The sequence below is a fragment of the Thermobifida alba genome (assembly GCF_023208015.1).
Classification (GTDB): domain Bacteria; phylum Actinomycetota; class Actinomycetes; order Streptosporangiales; family Streptosporangiaceae; genus Thermobifida; species Thermobifida alba.
On record NZ_CP051627.1, the window covers coordinates 3357299 to 3376389 of the forward strand.

Genomic DNA, 19091 nt, shown 5'->3' on the forward strand with positions numbered 1-19091 from the left:
CGGGCGGACCGGCCGAATCCCGTTCCGCTCCGCATCGCCGGGGACCCGCTTATCCGGAATCACAGTGAACAGGTTCTTCGGGCCGGTCGACCGGGGCAACGGGCACCGGGGGAGTCTGTCAGGTCTCCGGGGCCCGCTCACTCCGAGCGGGCCCCGGAGGCACCCCGGGGGCGTCGGCCCGCGGGACCGCAGGTCACCGCACTCCGACGGCCGAGGAGACCTGGTCCCCGGCGGGGGCTGGTGCCACAGCCCGCTTCGAGGCGCGACTCAGCCACCAGTGCGCGACGAGGAGGTTGACCGCTGTCCCCAACCAGCCCGACCACTCCTTGACGAACTGGTCGGAGATCTCGACTCCCGGGATCAGGGCCAGGAACGGGATGACCCTCCCCCAGACGATGTTCATCATCAGCGCGAAGCCGTAGACCATCCACCGCCGGTGCTCGGCGAACCGCCTGCGCCGCGCGGCGCGGACCCCGGCGACCACCGCGGCCAGCCACAGCAGCGAGGAGAGCGTGTTGCCGACGGCGCCGACCGGCTGGCCCGGGAAGGCGTACGGGACCAGCACCAGTGCCAGCAGCGCACCGGGGACCGCCCCGGCGATGACGTGGACGCGCCCGCTCACCCGGTGCACGCGGGGGTGGCGCCGCCGCAGCCACGGCCACAGTTGCAGGCACATGGTCAGCATCGCCACCGTTCCCGTCGCGATGTGCAGCACCAGGAGCGGGTAGTGCAGAACCGTTCCTTCCCGGAGAGGCACCGCCGACTTCTCCGGGTCCAGGGTCAGGTAGGGGGGCAGGGAGTAGACCAGAAAGGCCAGGACGACGGCGACCAGGGGAATCACCCAGGGGCGGCGCCACCAGGAGGGGCGTCCTCCCCGGGCGGTTTCCCCGAGCCCCCGCGCCGGGTCCATCGTGTTCGGTCCGTGTTCCACGGGCATGTCCATCGCCTCCTGCTGACCGGACGCGATCGCTCCGGTCATAGGAATCTGAGTGGAGTTCGCCCCTACACCTCCCACCAGAGTGACCGGATGAGAACACTGCGTGTCCAGAGTCTGTCAGGTCTCCGGAACGGGCGGCGGACCGTGCCGAGCTGACACACTCCGCCCCGTCGGCGTGCGTCCCGGACCACCGGACACCAGAATGGCCGCGGCCCGTGCCGCGACGAAGGGGGTTTCCCGAATGGCAGTGCTCCTCCCGATCGGTCGACGGCGGCTCCGGCGGTACGCGCGTCTCCGCGAGATCGAGCGCATGGACCCGGAGCGGTCGTACAGCGACATCTGGCTGCTCGACATGGCCTACGAGTTCCCCTGGGACATGCAGCTGTCCGGCAGCATCAGCTTCTACTACAGCATCGCCCCGCCGAGCATCGCGCGCCTGCTGGTGCGCACGGGGGAACTGACGGAGAACACCGCCAAGCGGATGGACGACACGTCGATCCTCATGTGGGAGACGTTCCGGAACGGTTTCACCAGCCCCCGGGGGCGGGCGGCGGTCCGCCAGATGAACCGCATCCACCGCAACGCGGTCAAGCAGGTCAACAGCGGCGGTGAGCAGTGGCGCATCACCAACGAGGAGTACCTGTTCGTCCTGGCCACCACCATGGTCACCACTCTGCGGGGAGTGGAGCGGTACGGCTGGCGCCCGCTCAGCGACCACGAGCGCACCGCCGCCTTCCGGCACTTCCGCGAGATGGGCGAGCTCATGGGGCTGAAGGACATCCCCGACTCCTACGACGAGTTCGTGCGTTTCCACGACTCCTTCGTCGCCGCCGAATTCGCCTACACCCCCGAGGCGGCGAAGCTGTGGCGGGCGACCCGCTTCATGATCGTCGACGTCCTGACCGGTTGGCTGCCGCCCCTCCTGGTCCCCGCGGGCCGCGCGGTCGCCGAGGCGCTGCTGCCCGCCCTGGTCGGCCCGGACCTGCGCCGGGCTTTCGGCCTCCGCGACCCCTCCCCCGTGCTCGTCCGCGCGGTGGACCTGGCGCTGCGGCTACGGGCCGGCTACGTGCGGGCGCTGCTGCCGCCGCGCCGCGAGTCCGCGATGCCCGACACCGTTCCCACCGAGCAGTTCCCCGACGGGGACTACGAGATCTCCGAGGTGGGACCGGACCACTCCGTCAGTCGCCGCCCCTGACAGCGGGACGGCCTCGCCCAGGCGAGACCCGCCTCCGGTCCCGCCCTCCTTCCCCGCTCGAACTCCGCGGCGAACGCCTGCTCCCCCAGGGCCGCACGCGCCCTCCCCGCGGCCCGCTCGACGTCGCCGCGTTCGGCCGGCGGCAGCGGGGCCGCCACCGAGTCCCTGGCAGCGGCGGCGGCTCCCAGCAGGCGGGCCGCGAGGACGGCGTCCCCCGCAAGCGCCCTCGCCCCCGCGACCCCCTCCAGTCCGAGGGCGACCGCGCGGGGGTCGCCGGTGGCCTCCGCAGCGGCGAGCCCCGCGGTGTGCGACTCCAGAGCGGCCGCGGCGTCACCGCGCTGTTCGGCGAGGAACCCGAGTTCGGCGAAGCCCAGCGCCACGGCCGCGGGCCCCTCCCCGCGACGGGACCGTTCGAGCCAGTTCCGCAGGTACGTCTCGGCCTCCTCGAACCGTCCCTCGCGCCGTGCTCCCAGGCCGAGGCCGAGTTCGGCGAACGACTCCCCGAACCGGTCCCCCTGCTCCGCCGCGACGCGCCTGGCCCGCAGGTGGAACTCTTCGGCCCGGCGGAACTCGCCGTTGAGCACGGCGATACGCCCCAGGCCGGACAGCCGGTAGGACACCTCCGTCCACAGGCCGATCTCCTCGGCGACGCGCAGTCCGTCCCGGTGCAGGCGTGCGGCCCGCCCGTAGTCCCCGGCGACCTCGGCCAGCAGTGCCAGGACCGGCATGGCCTGCAACTGGCCCCAGCGGTCGCCGAGGTCGCGGAACAGCTCCAGGCTGCGCCCGCCGTCGGCCTCGCACCGCCCCAGGTCGCCCCGGGCCTGCTCCTGCCACGCCCTGGTGCTCAACGCCGCGGCCGTCCCCCACCGGTCGCCCCTCATGCGGAAGACCGTCAACGCCCGCCGGACGAGCCGCTCGCTCTCGCTCAGCGCACCGAACCCCAGCAGCGCCATCCCGACGAACCACTCGGCCCGGGCCGACTCCTCCGGGTCGTCGAACCGTCCGCGCGCGTCGAGCACGGCCCGCAGCGCCCCGGTCGGGTCGACCGGCTCCTGCGTCATGAGGTCCACACCGAGCAGCCAGATCTCGGCTTCGGCCCGGGCCGTGGGGGAGCCCCCGGGGAGGTCCAGGGCCGTGGCCAGGGAGCGGCGCGCCTCCCCGAGGCGGCCCCGGAGGTAGCGGTACCACACCAGCGCGCTCGCCATGCGCACGGCGAGGTCGGCGTCTCCCCGGCGCACAGCGGCGTCGAACGACGAACGCAGGTTCGCGTTCTCGGCGTCGAGGCGGCGCAGCCACCTCCTCTGGTCCCGGCCGCGGAGCAGGGCATCGGCCCGTTCGGCCAGGGCGGCGTAGTAGCGGGTGTGCCGCTCCCGCACGGTGCCGGCCTCCCCGGCCTGCTCCAACCGCTCGGCGCAGTAGGCCGCCACCGACTCCAGCAGCCGGTAGCGGAGGCCGTCCGGGCCGTCCGCGACCGCCACCAGCGACTGGTCGACCAGCCGTGCCAGCAGGTCCGCGACGTCGGCGGCGGCGATGCCGTCCCCCGAGCACACCGCCTCGGCCGCTTCCAGGGTGCAGCCGTCCGCGTGGACCGCGAGGCGGCGCAGCACCGTGCGTTCGGGGTCGGTGAGCAGGTCCCAGCTCCAGTCGATCACCGCCCGCAGGGTCCGCTGCCGCTGCGGCACCCCCCGCCTTCCGGTGGTGAGCAGCCGGAACCGGTCGCCGAGGCGGTCCGCCAGCTCGTGGACGCCCAACGCGCGTACCCGGGTGGCGGCCAGCTCCAGAGCCAGGGGGAGCCCGTCCAGTCTCCGGCAGATCGCCGCGACCGCCGGCGCGGTCCACTCGTCGAGGGTGAAGTTCGGCGCCGCGGCGGCGGCCCTGGCCGCGAAGAGCCGCACCGCACTCGACCGGCGGACGGCGGCCCCGTCCCCGGTCTCGGCGGGATCGGGGAGCTCCAGCGGCGGCACCTCGTACACCCGCTCGCCGGACAGGCCCAGCGCCTCGCGGCTGGTGGCCAGGAAGCACACCTGCGGCGCCGCCCCCAGCAGCCGCTCCACCAGGGCTGCCGCCGGTTCGACCACGTGCTCGCAGTTGTCCAGCACCAGGAGCGCCCGTCTGCCCCGTACGGCGTCCGCCAACCGGTCGGCCGGCGTGGCGTCGCGCTCCGCGAGGCGTCCGTCGGCGGTGTCACGGACCCCGATCACCGCGGCCACCGCCTCGGCCACCCGCGCCGCGGAGCCCGCCGCGTCGGCTCCGCGGATCGGCCGCAGTCCGCCCAGCTCGACCAGCCACGCTCCGTCGGGGAAGTCGTCCTTCACCCGGGCGGCCAGCTCCGTGGCCAGCCGGGTCTTGCCCACTCCTCCCGGTCCGGTGAGCGTCACCAGTCGGCCCCCGCGCAGCAGGGCGCCCACCTCGTCGATCTGCCGCTCCCGCCCCACCAGGTCGGTGACCGGAGCCGGCAGGTTCGTCCGGGGGCGCGGCACCGCCGGGACGGCGGGGGTATCGGCCTCCAGCCCGGGGTCCTGCCGCAGGATCGCCCGGTGCAGCGCGACCAGTTCCGGCCGCGGGTCCAGTCCCAGTTCCTCGGCGAGGAGGAGACGCAGCTGCTCGAAGCTCTCCAGGGCCTCGCGTTGCCGTCCGCTCCGGTACAGGGCACGCATGTGCGCCGCGCGCAGCCGTTCCCGGAACGGGTGGCGGTCCACCAGGTCGCGGAGTTCGTCGACGAGCAGGTGGTGCTCGCCGAGCGCGAGCCGGGTCTCGGCCTGCTCCTCCAGCGCCGCGAGCCGCTGTTCCTGCCAGCGGGTGACGGCCGGGCGTGCGAACTCCCGGTCGGCGAAGTCCGCCAGCGCCTCCCCCCGCCACAGGGAGAGCGCGTCGACCAGCAGCGTTCCCCTGGTCCGCGGGTCGGCGCTGCGGCGGGCCCGGTCCAGCAGCTCGCCGAACCGGAAGGCGTCCACGTCGTCGGCTTCGAGGAGGAGCTGGTAGCCGGACGGGCGGAGCACCAACCGGTTCCGTCCTCCCGGCTCGGCCCGCTCCAGGACCCCGCGCAGCTGCGAGATCTTGGCGCGCAGGACGCGGACGGGGTTGGCGGGAAGGCCGCCGTCGCCCCACAGGTCGTCGATGAGCCGGTCGGCGGACACCGGCCGGCCCTCGTTCACCAGCAGGTCGGCGAGGAGCGCACGCACTTTCACCTCGGGAACCCTGACCGTCTCCCCGTCGGTGCTCCACACCTCCAGCGGACCGAGTACCCCGAAGCGCATGCTCCCACCGTAACGCAGCGTCGCCGGGCGCCTCCGACCGCGCCGACCGCTCCGGAGCCCGTCCGGAACTTTTCCGGAACCCCTGTCGCGCATGCTCGTCGCGTCCGGCCCGAAACGACGGGAGGGGACGGAGATCTCTCATGGCCGAGCAGCGTCTCCGTGTGGTGGTCATCATCGGCAGCATCCGCGAGGGGCGCTTCGGCCCGACCGCCGCGGAGTGGTTCGCCTCCTTGGCGAGGCAGCGCGACGACATCGAGGTGGACGTCATCGACCTGGCTCAGGCGTGGCTTCCCGAGGTGCTCCCGGAGGACCACGGGCACCGGCCGAAAGCCGTGCGCGACCTGGCTCCGTGGCTGGCCGCGGCCGACGCGTTCGTCGTGGTCACTCCCGAGTACAACCACAGTTTCCCCGCCTCCCTGAAGAACGCCATCGACTGGTTCTACAGCGAGTGGCACGCCAAGCCCGTCGGTTTCGTCTCCTACGGAGGCAGGACCGGCGGGATGCACGCCGTCGAGCAGCTCCGACTGGTCTTCACCGAAGTCGAGGCGGTGACCGTCCGCGCCGCCGTCAGTCTGCGCAACTACTGGGAGCAGCTCGACGGCGACGGGAAACTCGTCGGCCACGAGGACCTCGACTCCGCGGCCCGGACCATGCTCGACCGGCTCGTGTGGTGGGCCGAGGCGCTGCGGGCCCACCGCACCATCCGTCCCTACGGCACCTGACTCCGACAACACCTGGGAAGGAACCCCACCCATGTCCACAGGAGACAACACCTCTCCGCCTCCGAAGGCCGGGGCCAGGGAGTGGATCGGGCTGGCCGTCCTGGCCCTGCCCACCGTGCTGCTGGCGCTCGACTTCACCGTGCTGCACCTGGCCCTCCCCCACCTGGCCGAGGACCTGCGGCCGAGCAACACCCAACAGTTGTGGATCCTCGACATCTACGGGTTCATGATCGCCGGGTTCCTCATCACGATGGGGACCCTGGGCGACCGCATCGGCCGCAGGCGGCTGCTGATGATCGGCGCCATGGCGTTCGGCGCGGCCTCGGTCGCGGCCGCCTACGCGCCCACCGCCGAAACGCTGATCGTGGCCAGGGCGCTGCTGGGCATCGCCGGGGCGACGCTGATGCCGTCCACGCTCTCGCTGATCAGCAACATGTTCCACGACCCCAAACAGCGCGGCTTCGCCATCGCGGTCTGGCTGAGCTGCTTCTCGGCGGGTGGAGCGGTGGGCCCGATGATCGGCGGCGTGATGCTGCAGTGGTTCTGGTGGGGGTCGGTGTTCCTCATGGGAGTGCCGGTCATGCTCCTGCTGCTGGTGCTGGGACCGCTCCTGCTGCCCGAGTACCGCGCCCCGGAAGCGGGGCGGCTGGACCTGGTCAGCGTGGCGCTGTCGCTGGCCGCCCTGCTGCCGGTCATCTACGGGCTCAAGGAGATCGCCGACGTCGGCTGGGCGCCGGTTCCGATGGTCGCGATCGCGGGCGGGGTCTTCTTCGGCTGGCTGTTCGTCCGCCGGCAGCGCAGGCTCGACGATCCGCTGATGGACCTGCAGCTGTTCCGCAACCGCGCGTTCAGCGGCGCACTGATCGGCATGCTGCTGGGCATCCTGACCCTGGGTGCGTTCGTGCTGCTGTTCGCGCAGTACCTGCAGCTCGTCCTGGACCTGTCGTCGGTGCAGGCCGGCCTGTGGATGATGCCGTACGCGGTGGCGAACGTCGCCGGAGCGATGGTGGCCCCTGCCCTGGCCGCCAGGATGCCCGCCCCCTACGCGATCGCGGGCGGTCTGCTGCTGTCCGCGCTCGGTTACGTGATGTTCGGCCAGGCGGACGCCGCCTCGGGAGGACTCACCTGGGCCGTGGTCGGCAGCCTCCTGGTGACCTTCGGGCTGAGCCCGCTGATGGTGCTGACCATCGACCTGATCGTCGCCTCGGCCCCCCGGGAGAAGAGCGGTGCGGCCTCGTCGATGTCGGAGACCTGCAGCGAGATGGGCATGGCACTGGGAGTCGCCACCCTCGGCTCCGTGGGCGTCGCCGTGTACCGCTTCCTCATCGAGGACTCCATTCCGGCGGACGTGCCGCCGCAGGCGGCCGAGGCCGCCCGTGACAGTCTCGCGTCCACCGCCGCGGTCGCGGAGGAGCTGCCGTCCGCGACGGCCGCCGCGCTGCTGGACGCCTCCCGTGAGGCCTTCCTGGCGGGGCTGAGCGCGGTGAGCTACACCAACGCCCTGGTGGTCGTGGGCCTGGCCGTGCTGGTCGTGACCGTCCTCCGCGGACGGCAGTCCACCGACGAAACCCCGGAGGAGCCGGGGCCGGCCGCTCCGGAACGGGAAACCGCGACCGAGGCGCCCTGAGGCGTTCCCGGTCCGGCTCCGGCCCCCCGCAGCAGAGCGGGGGGCCTCTTTCACGCACGCATTCTCCTCCGAGAATGTCAGGTTCCCGTCCACAAACTCCTGCTATTCAACACCACCACGAAAATCTCTAGGCTCGACACCGGAAAAACGTTTTCCTTTCTCCCACGGAGGTGCGCCATGCCCAGCCGTTCCAGAACCGCTGTCATCGGAGGGGGAATGGCCGGATGTGCCGCCGCACGTGAACTCGTCAAAGCAGGCAGAGACGTCGTCCTCTTCGAGGCCGCGGACGGGCTCGGCGGACGCGCGCGGTCCTGGCACCGACCGGAGATCGAGCCCGACGTCGGGATCAACCTGATGTGCGCCAGCATCTATTCACTGATGCTGGAAATGATCCGGGAACACGGGCTGGAGAATGAGTTGTCGAGCATTTCGAGCAATCTGCTCGTCGTCGACAACGGTGTTCCCGCCGCACTTCCCTCCGACTCCGTCACCGCGCTCCTGTCCTACCGGCACGTGCGGCTGCGCGACCGGATCGCCTTCATCGTCGCCTCCATGCGGGAGATGCTGGTCAACCGGAACCGGATCGACCTGTTCGACCCGGTGAAGCTGGCGGAGTTCGACGACGGGACCACCGCCACCGAGTACGGCAACCGGATCCTGTCCCGCAGGGGCTTCGACTACATGCTCCGCTCCCAGATCGAGGGGTTCTGGAACTTCGACTGCGACCGGATCTCCGTGTCCCACGCCCGGGCGATGCTGGCCCAGATGGGCGGCGCCAAGTTCTACGTCTTCTCCAGGGGAATGGAGGTCCTGGCCGAGAAGAACGCCGAGGGGGCCGACGTCCGCCTGGGGCACGAGGTGGAGGAGCTGCGTCTGGACGGCGAGCGGGTACGGGTGACCGCGCGGGGGAACGACGGGACCGTCGTCTCGGAGGAGTTCGACGACATCGTCGTCGCCGTGCCCGCCCCGATCGCGGCGAAGCTCGCCTCCGCACTGCCGCAGCGGGCCGTCTCCGAGGAGACGCGCACCTACCTGGAGAGCCAGGAGTACGAACCCGCTCTCTCTGTCTCCTACCTCGTGGACCGGGACGCCCTGCCCGCCGAGACCCACATCATGGCGGGCGGCGCCGAGGACCCGAAGATCCGGAACATGATCACCTATCCCAAGCGGGTCCGCACCGGCCGGGGGACGACCGTGGACAAGCTGCTCGTCTTCGCCTATCCGGGCCGGGCCGTCACCCGACGCCTCCTCGGGCTTCCCCCCGAACAGCAGTTCGCCGAGGTCACCCCGCTGCTCCGCACGATGTGGCCGAGCTTCCCCAGCGACCCCGAACCCTTCCAGATCGCCGAGCGCCCCTACGGGTTCCCCCTTCCGACCCCCGGCCGGTACCGCAGGTCGGTCCAGGTGATGCGCGGTCAGCGCGCACCCGTCGTCTTCGCGGGCGACTACTTCAGTTCACCGACCACCGAGGCCGCCATGATCTCCGGTGTCCGCGCGGCACGCGTACTCACCGGCTCGGGAGACCCCCTCGGTCCGGTGCGTCCCGGGAGCCGGTGACCCCGGCCCGCCACATGGCCCGCAGCGAGTCCTCCAGGGAGAACCGCGGCCTCCAGCCGAGCAGCCGTGCCGCCAACCGGTTGTCGACCCGCACCCAGTCGCCGCCCAGCCGGGTCGCCGGGCCGCGGTCCTCCCTGACCGCGTCGGACGGAACCCCGGTGACGGCGACCATCATGGCCACCAGGGTCCGCACCGGCACAGCGACGCCGCTGCCGATGTTGACGGCACGGCCGACCGCGTCCGCCGCCGTCGCCGCACGCAGCACCGCGTCCGCGGCGTCACGGACGTCGACGAAGTCCAGCTGCGCGCCGGTGACGCGGACCACCGCCTCGCCACCGGCCGCGGCGTCACGGAACAGGCGCAGCAGCATGCCCGGAAACGAGGCGGGGGAGGGGTGCGGTCCGCAGGCGTTGGCCAACCGCAGCACCACGCCGTCCACGGCCCCCTCCCGCGCCGCGTCGAGCACGGCCCGCGACCCCGCGAGTTTCGTCCGCGCGTAGGCGTTCGCCGGCCGCGGCTCGACCGCCTCGTGGAGGAGCACTCCCGCTTCCACCGGCCCGTACTCGTGGACGGTGCCGATGTGCACCAGGCGGGGCCGCCCGGGGAGCGTGGCGACCGCCTCGACCAGCCGCCGCGCCGCGTCCACGTTGGCGGCGGTGAACTCCGCCTCCGTACGTTTCCAGCCGTCTCTGGCGTTGGCCCCGTCGGTCGCGTTGACCACGACGTCGACCTGCTCCTCGCGGAGCGTCTCCACCAGTTCCCGGACCGGCGCCGCCACCAGGTCGAGAGCGCGGAAGCGGAGGCCCCGCGTCCACGGGGCGGCGCCGCGGGCGAGGACGAGCACTTCGTGGCCGTGCCGTTCGAACGCCTCGGAGACGTGTCTGCCCACCCAGCCGGTACCGCCGATCACCGCGACGCGTCGCGGGCCGCTCCGCTGTCCGCTCCTCATCTCCGCTCCCCGCCTCCGAGGAGCCCCGTCCTCTTCTCCGCCGCGAGGCACCATTCGTACTCCGGCAGCAGCCCGGCCTCCCCCGCCTGGGCGAGGGAGGGCGCCTCGCGGTCCCGTTTCGACAGGATCGGGCTGATGTCCTCGGGGATCGGCAGGGCCAGCTCCGGGTCGAAGGGGGAGATCTCGCGCTCGTTCTCCGCCACGTACTCCCCCGCGAGGAGGTACGACATCACCGTGTCGTCCTCCAACGCCACGAACAGGTGGCCGACCCCCGCCGGTATGTACAGCGCCCGGGCGCCCCTCCGGTCCAGTTCGACGCTCTCCCACCGGCCGAAGGTGGGGGAACCGACTCTGATGTCGACGACGACGTCCAGCGCCCTGCCCTGGGGGCAGTACACGTACTTGGCCATCCCCGGCGGGGCCGCCGTGTAGTGGACCCCCCGGACCACTCCGCGCCTGGAGACGCTGTAGCTGGCCTGCGCGACCGGGAAGAGGGCGTGTCCGACCGCCTCGACGAAGACGCTCTCCTGCAGCGGGGAGACGAAGAAGCCCCGCTCGTCGGGGAAGGCCGTCGGCGTGAATTCGACGACCCCCTCGACACCGAGCCTGCGTGCACGCATCCGCTCTCACTCCTCCCCGGTCCGCACTCCCACGAACAGGCCCGGTGACGTCTCCTCCGGCCCCAGGTACTCCACCCGGCACCCCGCCCGGGCGAACGCGGCCTCGTACTGCTCGCGTTCGAACAGGGCCAGGACATGGGTGTCGGTGAAGTGCTGGATCCCCGCGTCCGGGTCGGCGACGAGGTAGTGGACCTCCATGTGGTGGGCCGCCCCCCGGCGCACCGCGTGGGAGACCCGGGAGACCGTCCGCCCGTCGACCGTGACGACGTCGCCCACCACGTGCCGGGCCAGGGCCCGCTCCGGGAACCACCAGGGCTCCAGGACGATCACCCCTCCGGGGGCCAGGTGCCGCCCGAAGCATTCCAGTGCGGCCGTCAGCTCGTCGGCGTCGCGCAGGTAGCCGATCGAACTGAACATGCAGGTGATCGCGTCGAATGTGCGGTCGAGCCGGAAGTCGCGCATGTCCCCCTGGTGCACGGGGACTCCCGGCAGGTTCCTCCGGGCCAGCCTCACCATGTCTGCGGCCAGGTCCACGCCTTCGACATGGTCGAACTCCTTGGCGAAGTACCTGAGGTGGGATCCGGTCCCGCACGCCACGTCGAGCAGGGAGGCCGCGGAGGGGTGGTGTTCGCGGACCAGGGCGGTGACCCTCGCGGAGTCGGCCGCGTAGTCCTTGCCCCGTCCCCGGTAGATCGTCTCGTAGAGTTCGGCTCTCCGGTAGATCCCGGCCAGGCCGTTCGTGCCGTCCACGCCCCGCCCCCCGTCAGACGATCCGGACGTCGGGCACGTACAGCACCCACCGCCCGCCGTTGTCGTGGAACTCCCGTTCCTTCGCCATGATCTCCTCGGCGTGGTTCCAGGCGAACAGCAGCGCGTAGTCCGGGTAGGGGGTGGAGAACGCCTCCGGCGGCAGCACCGGGATGTGCGCTCCCGGCGTCAGCCTCCCCTGCTTGGCGGGCGTGGAGTCGCACACGTAGGACACCAGGTCAGGACCGATGCCGCAGAAGTTGGTGACGGTCGCGCTCTTGGCGGTGGCGCCGTAGCCCACCACCGTCTTCCCCTGTGCCCGCAGCTCGCGCAGCAGCGTGGTCAGGTCGTCGCGGATCCGGGCGACCCCGGAGGCGAACCCGAGCAGGGTGGCCGGATCGGTCAGCCGCGCGGCCTCCTCCCGTTCGATCAGCTCGGCCACCGCGTCGGAGGGGGTGCGGGCCCCGGCGCGGGCCAGCGTGTAGCGGACCTCCCCGCCGTGCACCGGGAGGTGCTGCACGTCGACCAGTTCCAGCCCGAACCGCCGTGCCATGGCGGCGACGGACCCGGCGCTGAAGAAGAAGAAATGCTCGTCGTAGATCTGGTCGAAGGAGGTCTTGGAGATGATGTCGCCCAGGTAGGGGTCCTCGAACACCAGGACCCCGTCGGGGGCGAGCAGCGCGTCCACCCCCTTCATGATGGACTCCACGTAGGGGATGTGGCACAGGGTGTTGGCCGCGTAGATGACGTCCGCCGGCCCCTCCTCGGCCCTGACCTCGGCAGCGGTGGAGGCCTCGAAGAAGTCCACGCGCACCCGGATCCCGCCGGCCTGCGCGATCCGCGCGACCCCTCCGGAGGGTTCGAACCCGAGGTGGCGGACCCCGAGGTCGCGGACGGTGGACAGCATGACCCCGTCGTTGCACCCGATCTCCACCACGAACGGGTCGTCGGAAGCCGCGGACCGGACCAGGTCCCGCGCGGTCCGGGCGAAGTGCTCACGCATCACGGAAGAGCCGGACGAGTGGTACGGGTAGCCCTCGTGGAACATGCGCTCCCGCGGCACCTCTTCCACCAGCTGCACCATCGTGCAGGAGGCGCAGCACCCCACCGCGAGCCGGTAGAAGTACTCGTCGGCGACGTCCCCGGGGGTGAGGAACGCGTCGGACAGCGGTTGCCGTCCGAGGTCGAGGAACTGGTTGAGCGGGCCGCCGCACACACGGCACCGGGACACGGTCGCCAGGTCTCCGTTCGCTGGTTCGGTCATGCTGCTCCTTCGCAGGGCCGCGCGGTGACACGCCGCGCTGCCGGATCGGTCGGGTCGGGGGCTCACAGGGTGGCCAGGACTTCGCGCAGTGTGTCGATGACCCGGTCCTGCCGCTCCCGGGGCAGAGAGGGGTACATGGGCAGCGAGAAGATCTCGTCGGCGAGGCGCTCCGTCGTCGGCAGCGCCCCCCGGGCGTAGCCGAGGTGCTGGAAGCCGGTCATGGTGTGGACCGGCCACGGGTAGCTGATGTTCAACGAGATGCCGTGGTGCCTGAGCCGCTCGATGATCTCGTCGCGCCGCGGATGGCGCACCACGAAGACGTAGTAGACGTGCTCGTTGCCCTCGGTCGTGGCCGGCAGGACCAGGTCACCGGCCTCGGCGAGGTCGCCGAGGCCGTCGAAGTAGCGTTCGGCCACCGCCCGGCGCTGCGCCGTGTACTTGTCGAGCCTGCCGAGCTTGCGGCGCAGGATCTCCGCCTGCACCTCGTCCAGCCGGCTGTTGTATCCCGGCGTGGCGACGACGTAGTAGACGTCCTCCATGCCGTAGTAACGCAGTCGGCGCAGGTTCCGGTCCACGTCGGCGTCGGAGGTGACCACCGCCCCGCCGTCCCCGTAGGCGCCGAGCACCTTGGTCGGGTAGAAGGAGAAGGCCGCCGCGTCGCCCATCGTTCCGGCGAGGCGGCCGTTGCGGCGCGCGCCGTGGGCCTGCGCGCAGTCCTCCAGGATGACCAGGCCGTGCCGGTCGGCGATCTGCCGCAGGGGGGCCATGTCGACGCACTGGCCGTAGAGGTGGACGGGCAGCAGGGCCTTGGTGCGCGGGGTGACGGCCGCGGCCACCTGGTCGGTGTCCATCAGGTAGTCGTCCTCCCGGACGTCGACGAACACGGGGACGGCGCCCACGTCGTCGATCGCCACCACGGTCGGCGCCGCGGTGTTGGAGACGGTGATCACCTCGTCCCCCGGGCCGATTCCCAGCGCTCGCAGCCCCAGTTTGACGGCATTGGTGCCGTTGTCCACCCCGACGCAGTGGTCCACGCCGTGGTAGGCGGCGAACTCCCGCTCGAAACCACGGACGCTCTCGCCGAGAATCAGCTGCCCCGACTCGAAAACGGTGCGGACCGCGTCGAGGATGTCCGCCTGCTCCTCCTCGTACTCGGGCAGGTAGTCCCACACACGGATCGTCACTGAAACGCCTTTCCGGTAGCTGTCGGTCCCCGCGTGCCGCGGCGTCCCGTCATCCCGCCAACTTCTCCATGAGGGCGACGATCTCCGCCGGGGGCGGCAGTTCGGCCATCTCGGCGGAGAGCGCGCGCGCCCGTTGCCGGTACCGGGGGTCCTCAAGCACCCGGGCGCAGGCCCCCGCGATCTCTTCGGCGTTCTGCTCGTCCGCTCCGAGCATCACCGCGGCGCCGTGGTCGGCGAGGCGCTGCATCGCCTCGGCCGCGATGTCCTGGTTGACGATCACCTGCGGAACCCCCGCGTGCAGCGCCGTCATGTCCGTGACGCCACCACCGTGGTGCAGGATGATGTCGCAGGTGGGGGCGAGGACGTCCAGGGGCACCCAGCCGACCTGGATGTCCGGGAGCTCCTTGCGCAGGTCCGCCGCGACCCTCTCGGGCGCCCCGATGACCACCTCCACCCCCAGGTCGGAGACGCTTCGCGCCATGTGGCTCAGGGACTCGCCGCTGAACAGTCGGGCACCGGCCGTGATGTAGACCCGGGGCCGTTCCCCCTTGGCGTACATCCACGGCTCCAGGGGGCGCTGCGGGTTGGTGGGCAGCCATCTCATCGCCTGGCGGTCCGGATCGACGGTCGGCCGGAGGCTGGGAGGGCAGATGTCGACCCACAGGTCGGGCGCCGGAACCTCGTCGAGCCCCCATTCCGTGAGGAGCGGAGGCAGGACCTCTGCTGCCCCCGGCGCGTAGATGGCCGCGTCGACACGGTCCCACTCCACACGGACGGACGGCACTCCGAGCCGGTGCGCCAGCAGGGGAGCGCAGTAGAACATCGATCCGCCGACGACGATGTCCGGACGCCACTTCTCGGCCATCCGCAGCAGCGGGTCCAGGCTCTGCAGCGCGATCTCCGCGTACACGCGGCCCACCGCCTTGGCCTGCTCCACCGGGTCGGCGGGGGCCGTGCTCATGAACTCGGCGACATCAGCCTCCGATATGTCGGCGATCTTGACCGGGGCGAGCCCGATCGCCGCGATCTCCGGGAGCACCCATTCGATTCCTCCCACGATGACCTCGTGGCCGCGGTTCCGCGCAGCTGTCGCCAACGAGGCGTGCGAAAAAATCGGTGACGGACTGTTGCCCGGAATAAACAAGATCCTCACGGGGCCTCCGCGGAGCCGTAGTCGGTTCAAGGGGAACGCCGTCTGTGAGCGTCCCCGGTACGCGGGGGCGCAGACAAGGCGGGACCGTCCGCTGTGTCAAGTCGCGGGTCCGCCCGCCGGACGACCTGACAAAGGCGGTCGGAGGTTGTCCGCCCCCGGGGCTCTGCGGGACTAGAACGGAATCCGCCCCCCGACGCCGTGCCCACTCCGGAACGGTCCCGTCGGGACGGGTGGCCGCCTTCGAAAGGAGCCTTGCCGTGAAGAACACAGCGGAACTCACCACTCCGGAGAACCTCTCGGAAGAAGACGTCGAGCTCTACCGGCGCCAGGGCTTCCTCCACATTCCGAGGGTCCTGACCGACGAGGAGGTCGCGGAGTGCCTCGCCGACGCTCGTGAGCAGCTCGGCCTGTCGAAGAAGGAGCTGTGGGACTCCTCGGTGGACGAGGGTGTCCCCGAGGGGGCGACCGTCATGGAGTGGATCGCCGACGCCGAGACCAGGAGTGCGGCCCTGCGCCGCCTGGCTCTGCACCCCAGGATCACCGGGATCGCGGAGCGCCTGGCCGGTCGACCGCTGCGCATGTTCCGCTCCGAGATCCTGCGCAAGCCCGCCAAGAAGTCCGCGGTGACCCCGCCGCACATCGACGAGCCCTACTGGCCCTGGCACGGCGGGACGACCCTCTCCGCCTGGGTGGCCCTGGTGGACGTCCCGGTGGAGCGGGGGTGCATGACCTTCGTCCCCGGCTCCCACCTGACTCCCGAGCCGGCCCCCGAGGACTGGGAGATCTTCGAGAAGTATCCCGAGTTCGCCTGGTTGCCCCGGGTCACCGTCCCGCTGCTGGCGGGCGGCTGCACCTTCCACAACGAGCGTGTCGTCCACATGGCCGGGGCCAACGAGACCGACACCGACCGGCTGTCCCTGGCGACCGTCTACATCGACGCCGAGACCAGGTTCGAGCCCTCGGCCGGGTTCGCCGAGGAGGACCTGGGCTTCAAACCGGGAGATCTCATCGAGGGCGAACGCTACCCCCGGGTGGGCAGCGCCCTCTAGCGGGTCGCGTCCCCTTCCCGCCGTACCGGAGCGGTCGCCTCGGCTGTCACCGCGGGACCGCCGCTCGAACCGGGGGGAGTGCGGAGTTCCGCCGTTCCGGCCTCCCCGGTCCCCTTCCGCCCGGCGCCGCGTGACTCCGGGGGACGGTGGAGGGGCGGCACGTCCGGCCGCCGGGCACGGGTTCCGCTGCACCGGGGGCGGCCACGGGGACCGTGCGGACCACGGCCTGCGCTGCGGGGCTCCGTCTCACGCTCTTCCCGTGCACGGGACGGCCGTGCCCCGGGAGGGACGCCGGTGGCGCCGCCGGGAGTCCGGCGGCGCCACCGGTGCGGGTGGCCGGGCTGCGGTCACGCCGCCTTCTCGGCCTCCTGTCCGGGCTGTTGCGCGGAGGCCGCCGTGGGCTTGCGGGCGGCGAGCACGAGCACGGAGACGACCGCGCACAGGGTCGGGGCGATCATGTAGGCCAGCAGGGTGGTGGGGGCGGTGCCCAGGGACACGAAGATGCCGCCGACCGTCGGGCCGATGATCGATCCGATCCGGCCGATGCTGTACGCCCAGCCGACACCGGTGGAACGGACCTGGGTCGGGTAGACCTGGGCGGCGACCGCGCTCATGCCGGTGATGCTGCCGCTGATGCCGAAGCCGACGATGAACACCGTCACCATCACGATCGCGGCGCTTCCGATGCCCAGGACGGTCACGCCGAGGAACACCGCGCCGAGCAGGTAGCAGCCGCCGACCGCCTGCACGAGGGAGCCGCGCCGGTCGCTGAGGATGCCGAGCGCCAGGCCGCCGGCGACGCCGCCCAGCTGGTACAGGGACGAGGCGACGAGCGCGTTGGTGTCTCCGAGTCCCGCCTGGGTGAACAGCGCCGGCAGCCAGTTCGACAGGAAGTAGATGATGAGCAGGTTGAGGAAGAAGACCAGCCACAGCAGCAGCGTCGTCACGGCGCGGCCGTCGGTGAACAGGGCGGTGATCGGGGAGCGGGTCACCTTCTGCTCGGTGATCGTGAACCGGGTGCTCCCGTCGGTCTGCAGGCTCGGGTCGATCTTCCGGAGGATCCGGGCGAGCTTGTCGTGGGAGCCCTGCTGGACGAGCAGCTTCGTGGACTCCGGCAGCCAGAGCAGAGCGGCCACCAGCAGCACGAGCGCGAGCCAGCCGCCGCTGTGGAAGACGGCCTGCCAGCCGAACGCGGGGATGAGCGCGGAGGAGACCATGCCGCCGACGAACATCCCGAACGTCATTCCGCAGACCACGACCGTGACCACGGTCGACCGGACCCGGGCCGGCGCGTACTCCGCGGACAGGGCGATCAGGTTGGGGGTCAGTCCGCCCATGCCGATACCGCTGATCAGGCGCAGGACCAGCAGCACCTGCACCGACGTGGCGAAGACCGCGGCGGCGGTGAAGACACCGACGACCCCGATCGACAGGATGATCATGTTCCGCCTGCCGTAGCGGTCGGCGAGCGGGCCGAGCAGCATGCCGCCGACCATCATCCCGAACAGGTTGACCCCGAAGACCGGGCCGAAATCGCCGACGTCGATCCCCCACTCCTGGGAGATCGCCGGGGCGGTGAAGCCCATGGCGCCGACGTCGAAACCGTCGATGATGGCGATCAGCAGGCACAGCACGACCACGCCCAGCTGCATCCCCGCCATCCGGCCGCCGTCGATGATCCGGTCGACGAGCACGCCTCCCGTGTTGTCCGGCTTGTTACCGTCCACCTCTTCCTCCCTCTGTGCGGGCTGGACGCGTCACAGCAAGACCTGCGGGTGCGGCGCCGACCGGCTCCGGGGGAACACGGGCCACCCCACCCGTTTTTTACTTACTGTAAAGTCAGTGAAAAAAGTAACACCAATCCCCGGGGAGGACAATGCCCCGGTCCGCACGGTGTTCCGCGCCCCGGTTCACGGAGGGGCGGGAACGCCGTGCGGGCGCCCCGCGTCGCGGCTCACCCGGTGGGCGAGGCGTTCACCCCGCCGTCGACGACGATCCGCTGCCCGGTGACGTAGCCGGCGTCCTCGGAGACCAGGAAGCGCACCACCCGGGCCACGTCGTCGGGACGGCACACCCGCCCCAGCGGCATCGACGCGTCCAGCGCCTCCGCGCTGTCCTCGCCGAGCTTGGCGCGCACCAGGCGGTCGCCCATGTCGGTGGCGACCAGGCCGGGGGCGACGATGTTGACGTGGATGCCGTGGCGGACCTCCTCCTTGGCCAGGGTGAGGGCCAGCGCCTCCAGGGCGGCTTTGCCCATGTTGTAGGGGGCCCCGTTGGGCCGCATCTCGCTGACCTCGCTGCTGGAGATCATCACCACGTCGCCGCGCCGCTGCTCGCGCATGCCGGGGAGCAGCCGTCCCAGCAGGCGGTGGACGCCCAGCGCGTGCACGCTGACGACCCGGTGCAGCTCCTCGAAGGAGGTCTCGGCCACCGGCAGCCCCCGGCTGGCGATACCCGCGTTGTGCACGAGCAGGTCCACGTGCCCGTAGGCGTCGAGCGCGGCGTCGGCCAGCGCGTCGACCTCGGCGACCTCGCCGACCGAGGCGGCCACGCAGACCGCCCGGCCGCCCGCGTCGGTGATCTCGGCGACCAGGCTCTCCGCGGCCTCGCGGTCGCGTCGGTAGTTGACCACCACGGCCGCCCCGTCGGCGGCCAGCGTGCGGGCGATCGCACGCCCGATGCCCCGGCTGGCTCCGGTCACCAGGGCCACCCGTCCCGCCAGCTCCGGGGTGTTCGCACCCATGAGTGTTCCTCCTTGTCACCGCGGGGAGCCGCCGGGTCCGGCGGCCCGTTCCCAGTCTGCCATATTGACTTACTGTTAAGTCGAATA

15 protein-coding genes are annotated in these 19091 nt (G+C 71.6%); 5 read left to right on the forward strand and 10 right to left on the reverse strand.

The genetic code is table 11. From position 1 onward, the window contains the following. Positions 1 to 193: 193 nt before the first annotated feature. Complete coding sequence (locus FOF52_RS14865) at positions 194 to 979, reverse strand: DUF2306 domain-containing protein (RefSeq protein WP_248590556.1); 786 nt, start codon at positions 977 to 979, stop codon at positions 194 to 196. Between the two features lie 199 nt (positions 980 to 1178). Between FOF52_RS14865 and FOF52_RS14870 the strand changes: the two genes are divergently transcribed. Then, entirely contained in the window at positions 1179 to 2132 is a 954-nt protein-coding gene (locus tag FOF52_RS14870; protein WP_248590557.1) for an oxygenase MpaB family protein, read from the forward strand. Here FOF52_RS14870 and FOF52_RS14875 read toward each other — a convergent pair. Beyond that, positions 2081 to 5389: an AfsR/SARP family transcriptional regulator gene (locus tag FOF52_RS14875; RefSeq protein ID WP_248590558.1), complete on the reverse strand. Its 3309-nt coding sequence runs from the start codon at positions 5387 to 5389 to the stop codon at positions 2081 to 2083. The genes FOF52_RS14870 and FOF52_RS14875 overlap by 52 nt on opposite strands. A gap of 140 nt (positions 5390 to 5529) precedes the next feature. On the opposite strand from FOF52_RS14875, the gene FOF52_RS14880 reads away from it, so the two are divergent. The 3 genes from FOF52_RS14880 to FOF52_RS14890 all read left to right on the forward strand — a co-directional run bounded on the left by FOF52_RS14880 (position 5530) and on the right by FOF52_RS14890 (position 9295). Beyond that, a complete protein-coding gene (locus FOF52_RS14880) occupies positions 5530 to 6111 on the forward strand; it encodes an NADPH-dependent FMN reductase (RefSeq protein WP_248590559.1) in 582 nt (193 codons plus the stop codon). Between the two features lie 31 nt (positions 6112 to 6142). Next, positions 6143 to 7738: an MFS transporter gene (locus tag FOF52_RS14885; RefSeq protein WP_248590560.1), complete on the forward strand. Its 1596-nt coding sequence runs from the start codon at positions 6143 to 6145 to the stop codon at positions 7736 to 7738. Between the two features lie 177 nt (positions 7739 to 7915). Further along, positions 7916 to 9295 carry an NAD(P)/FAD-dependent oxidoreductase gene (locus tag FOF52_RS14890; RefSeq protein WP_282573507.1) on the forward strand — a complete coding sequence of 460 codons (1380 nt, stop codon included), beginning with the start codon at positions 7916 to 7918 and terminating at the stop codon, positions 9293 to 9295. On the opposite strand, the gene FOF52_RS14895 is transcribed toward FOF52_RS14890, so the two are convergent. The 6 genes from FOF52_RS14895 to FOF52_RS14920 form a co-directional block, all read right to left on the reverse strand. Continuing rightward, positions 9246 to 10244: an NAD-dependent epimerase/dehydratase family protein gene (locus tag FOF52_RS14895; RefSeq protein ID WP_248590562.1), complete on the reverse strand. Its 999-nt coding sequence runs from the start codon at positions 10242 to 10244 to the stop codon at positions 9246 to 9248. The two genes, FOF52_RS14890 and FOF52_RS14895, sit on opposite strands and share 50 nt — an antisense overlap. Next, positions 10241 to 10864 carry a dTDP-4-dehydrorhamnose 3,5-epimerase family protein gene (locus FOF52_RS14900; protein WP_248590563.1) on the reverse strand — a complete coding sequence of 208 codons (624 nt, stop codon included), beginning with the start codon at positions 10862 to 10864 and terminating at the stop codon, positions 10241 to 10243. The genes FOF52_RS14895 and FOF52_RS14900 overlap by 4 nt, the downstream gene beginning before the upstream one ends. A gap of 6 nt (positions 10865 to 10870) precedes the next feature. Further along, positions 10871 to 11614, reverse strand: coding sequence for a class I SAM-dependent methyltransferase (locus FOF52_RS14905; protein WP_248590564.1), 744 nt, complete (start codon positions 11612 to 11614; stop codon positions 10871 to 10873). A 13-nt stretch (positions 11615 to 11627) separates the two neighbouring features. Further along, positions 11628 to 12875 (reverse strand): class I SAM-dependent methyltransferase, encoded by a 1248-nt coding sequence (locus FOF52_RS14910; RefSeq protein ID WP_248590565.1) that lies wholly within the window; start codon positions 12873 to 12875, stop codon positions 11628 to 11630. Positions 12876 to 12937: 62 nt separating this feature from the next. After that, the gene (locus tag FOF52_RS14915) at positions 12938 to 14059 is read right to left on the reverse strand and encodes a DegT/DnrJ/EryC1/StrS family aminotransferase (protein ID WP_248590566.1); all 1122 of its coding nucleotides are present in this window, start codon (positions 14057 to 14059) and stop codon (positions 12938 to 12940) included. Between the two features lie 49 nt (positions 14060 to 14108). Next, positions 14109 to 15212 carry a nucleotide disphospho-sugar-binding domain-containing protein gene (locus FOF52_RS14920; RefSeq protein WP_341849686.1) on the reverse strand — a complete coding sequence of 368 codons (1104 nt, stop codon included), beginning with the start codon at positions 15210 to 15212 and terminating at the stop codon, positions 14109 to 14111. A gap of 257 nt (positions 15213 to 15469) precedes the next feature. On the opposite strand from FOF52_RS14920, the gene FOF52_RS14925 reads away from it, so the two are divergent. Beyond that, positions 15470 to 16261: a phytanoyl-CoA dioxygenase family protein gene (locus tag FOF52_RS14925; RefSeq protein ID WP_248590568.1), complete on the forward strand. Its 792-nt coding sequence runs from the start codon at positions 15470 to 15472 to the stop codon at positions 16259 to 16261. Positions 16262 to 16608: 347 nt separating this feature from the next. On the opposite strand, the gene FOF52_RS14930 is transcribed toward FOF52_RS14925, so the two are convergent. Beyond that, complete coding sequence (locus tag FOF52_RS14930) at positions 16609 to 17988, reverse strand: MFS transporter (RefSeq protein ID WP_248590569.1); 1380 nt, start codon at positions 17986 to 17988, stop codon at positions 16609 to 16611. A 227-nt stretch (positions 17989 to 18215) separates the two neighbouring features. Next, positions 18216 to 19004 (reverse strand): SDR family NAD(P)-dependent oxidoreductase, encoded by a 789-nt coding sequence (locus tag FOF52_RS14935; RefSeq protein WP_248590570.1) that lies wholly within the window; start codon positions 19002 to 19004, stop codon positions 18216 to 18218. Positions 19005 to 19091 lie beyond the last annotated feature (87 nt).

What these genes read in the sequence shown, in the direction of transcription:
- FOF52_RS14865 (WP_248590556.1), bottom strand. Translation starts at nt 979, where the DNA reads ATGACCGGAGCGATCGCGTCCGGTCAGCAGGAGGCGATGGACATGCCC.
- FOF52_RS14870 (WP_248590557.1), top strand. Translation starts at nt 1,179, where the DNA reads ATGGCAGTGCTCCTCCCGATCGGTCGACGGCGGCTCCGGCGGTACGCG.
- FOF52_RS14875 (WP_248590558.1), bottom strand. Translation starts at nt 5,389, where the DNA reads ATGCGCTTCGGGGTACTCGGTCCGCTGGAGGTGTGGAGCACCGACGGG.
- FOF52_RS14880 (WP_248590559.1), top strand. Translation starts at nt 5,530, where the DNA reads ATGGCCGAGCAGCGTCTCCGTGTGGTGGTCATCATCGGCAGCATCCGC.
- FOF52_RS14885 (WP_248590560.1), top strand. Translation starts at nt 6,143, where the DNA reads ATGTCCACAGGAGACAACACCTCTCCGCCTCCGAAGGCCGGGGCCAGG.
- FOF52_RS14890 (WP_282573507.1), top strand. Translation starts at nt 7,916, where the DNA reads ATGCCCAGCCGTTCCAGAACCGCTGTCATCGGAGGGGGAATGGCCGGA.
- FOF52_RS14895 (WP_248590562.1), bottom strand. Translation starts at nt 10,244, where the DNA reads ATGAGGAGCGGACAGCGGAGCGGCCCGCGACGCGTCGCGGTGATCGGC.
- FOF52_RS14900 (WP_248590563.1), bottom strand. Translation starts at nt 10,864, where the DNA reads ATGCGTGCACGCAGGCTCGGTGTCGAGGGGGTCGTCGAATTCACGCCG.
- FOF52_RS14910 (WP_248590565.1), bottom strand. Translation starts at nt 12,875, where the DNA reads ATGACCGAACCAGCGAACGGAGACCTGGCGACCGTGTCCCGGTGCCGT.
- FOF52_RS14935 (WP_248590570.1), bottom strand. Translation starts at nt 19,004, where the DNA reads ATGGGTGCGAACACCCCGGAGCTGGCGGGACGGGTGGCCCTGGTGACC.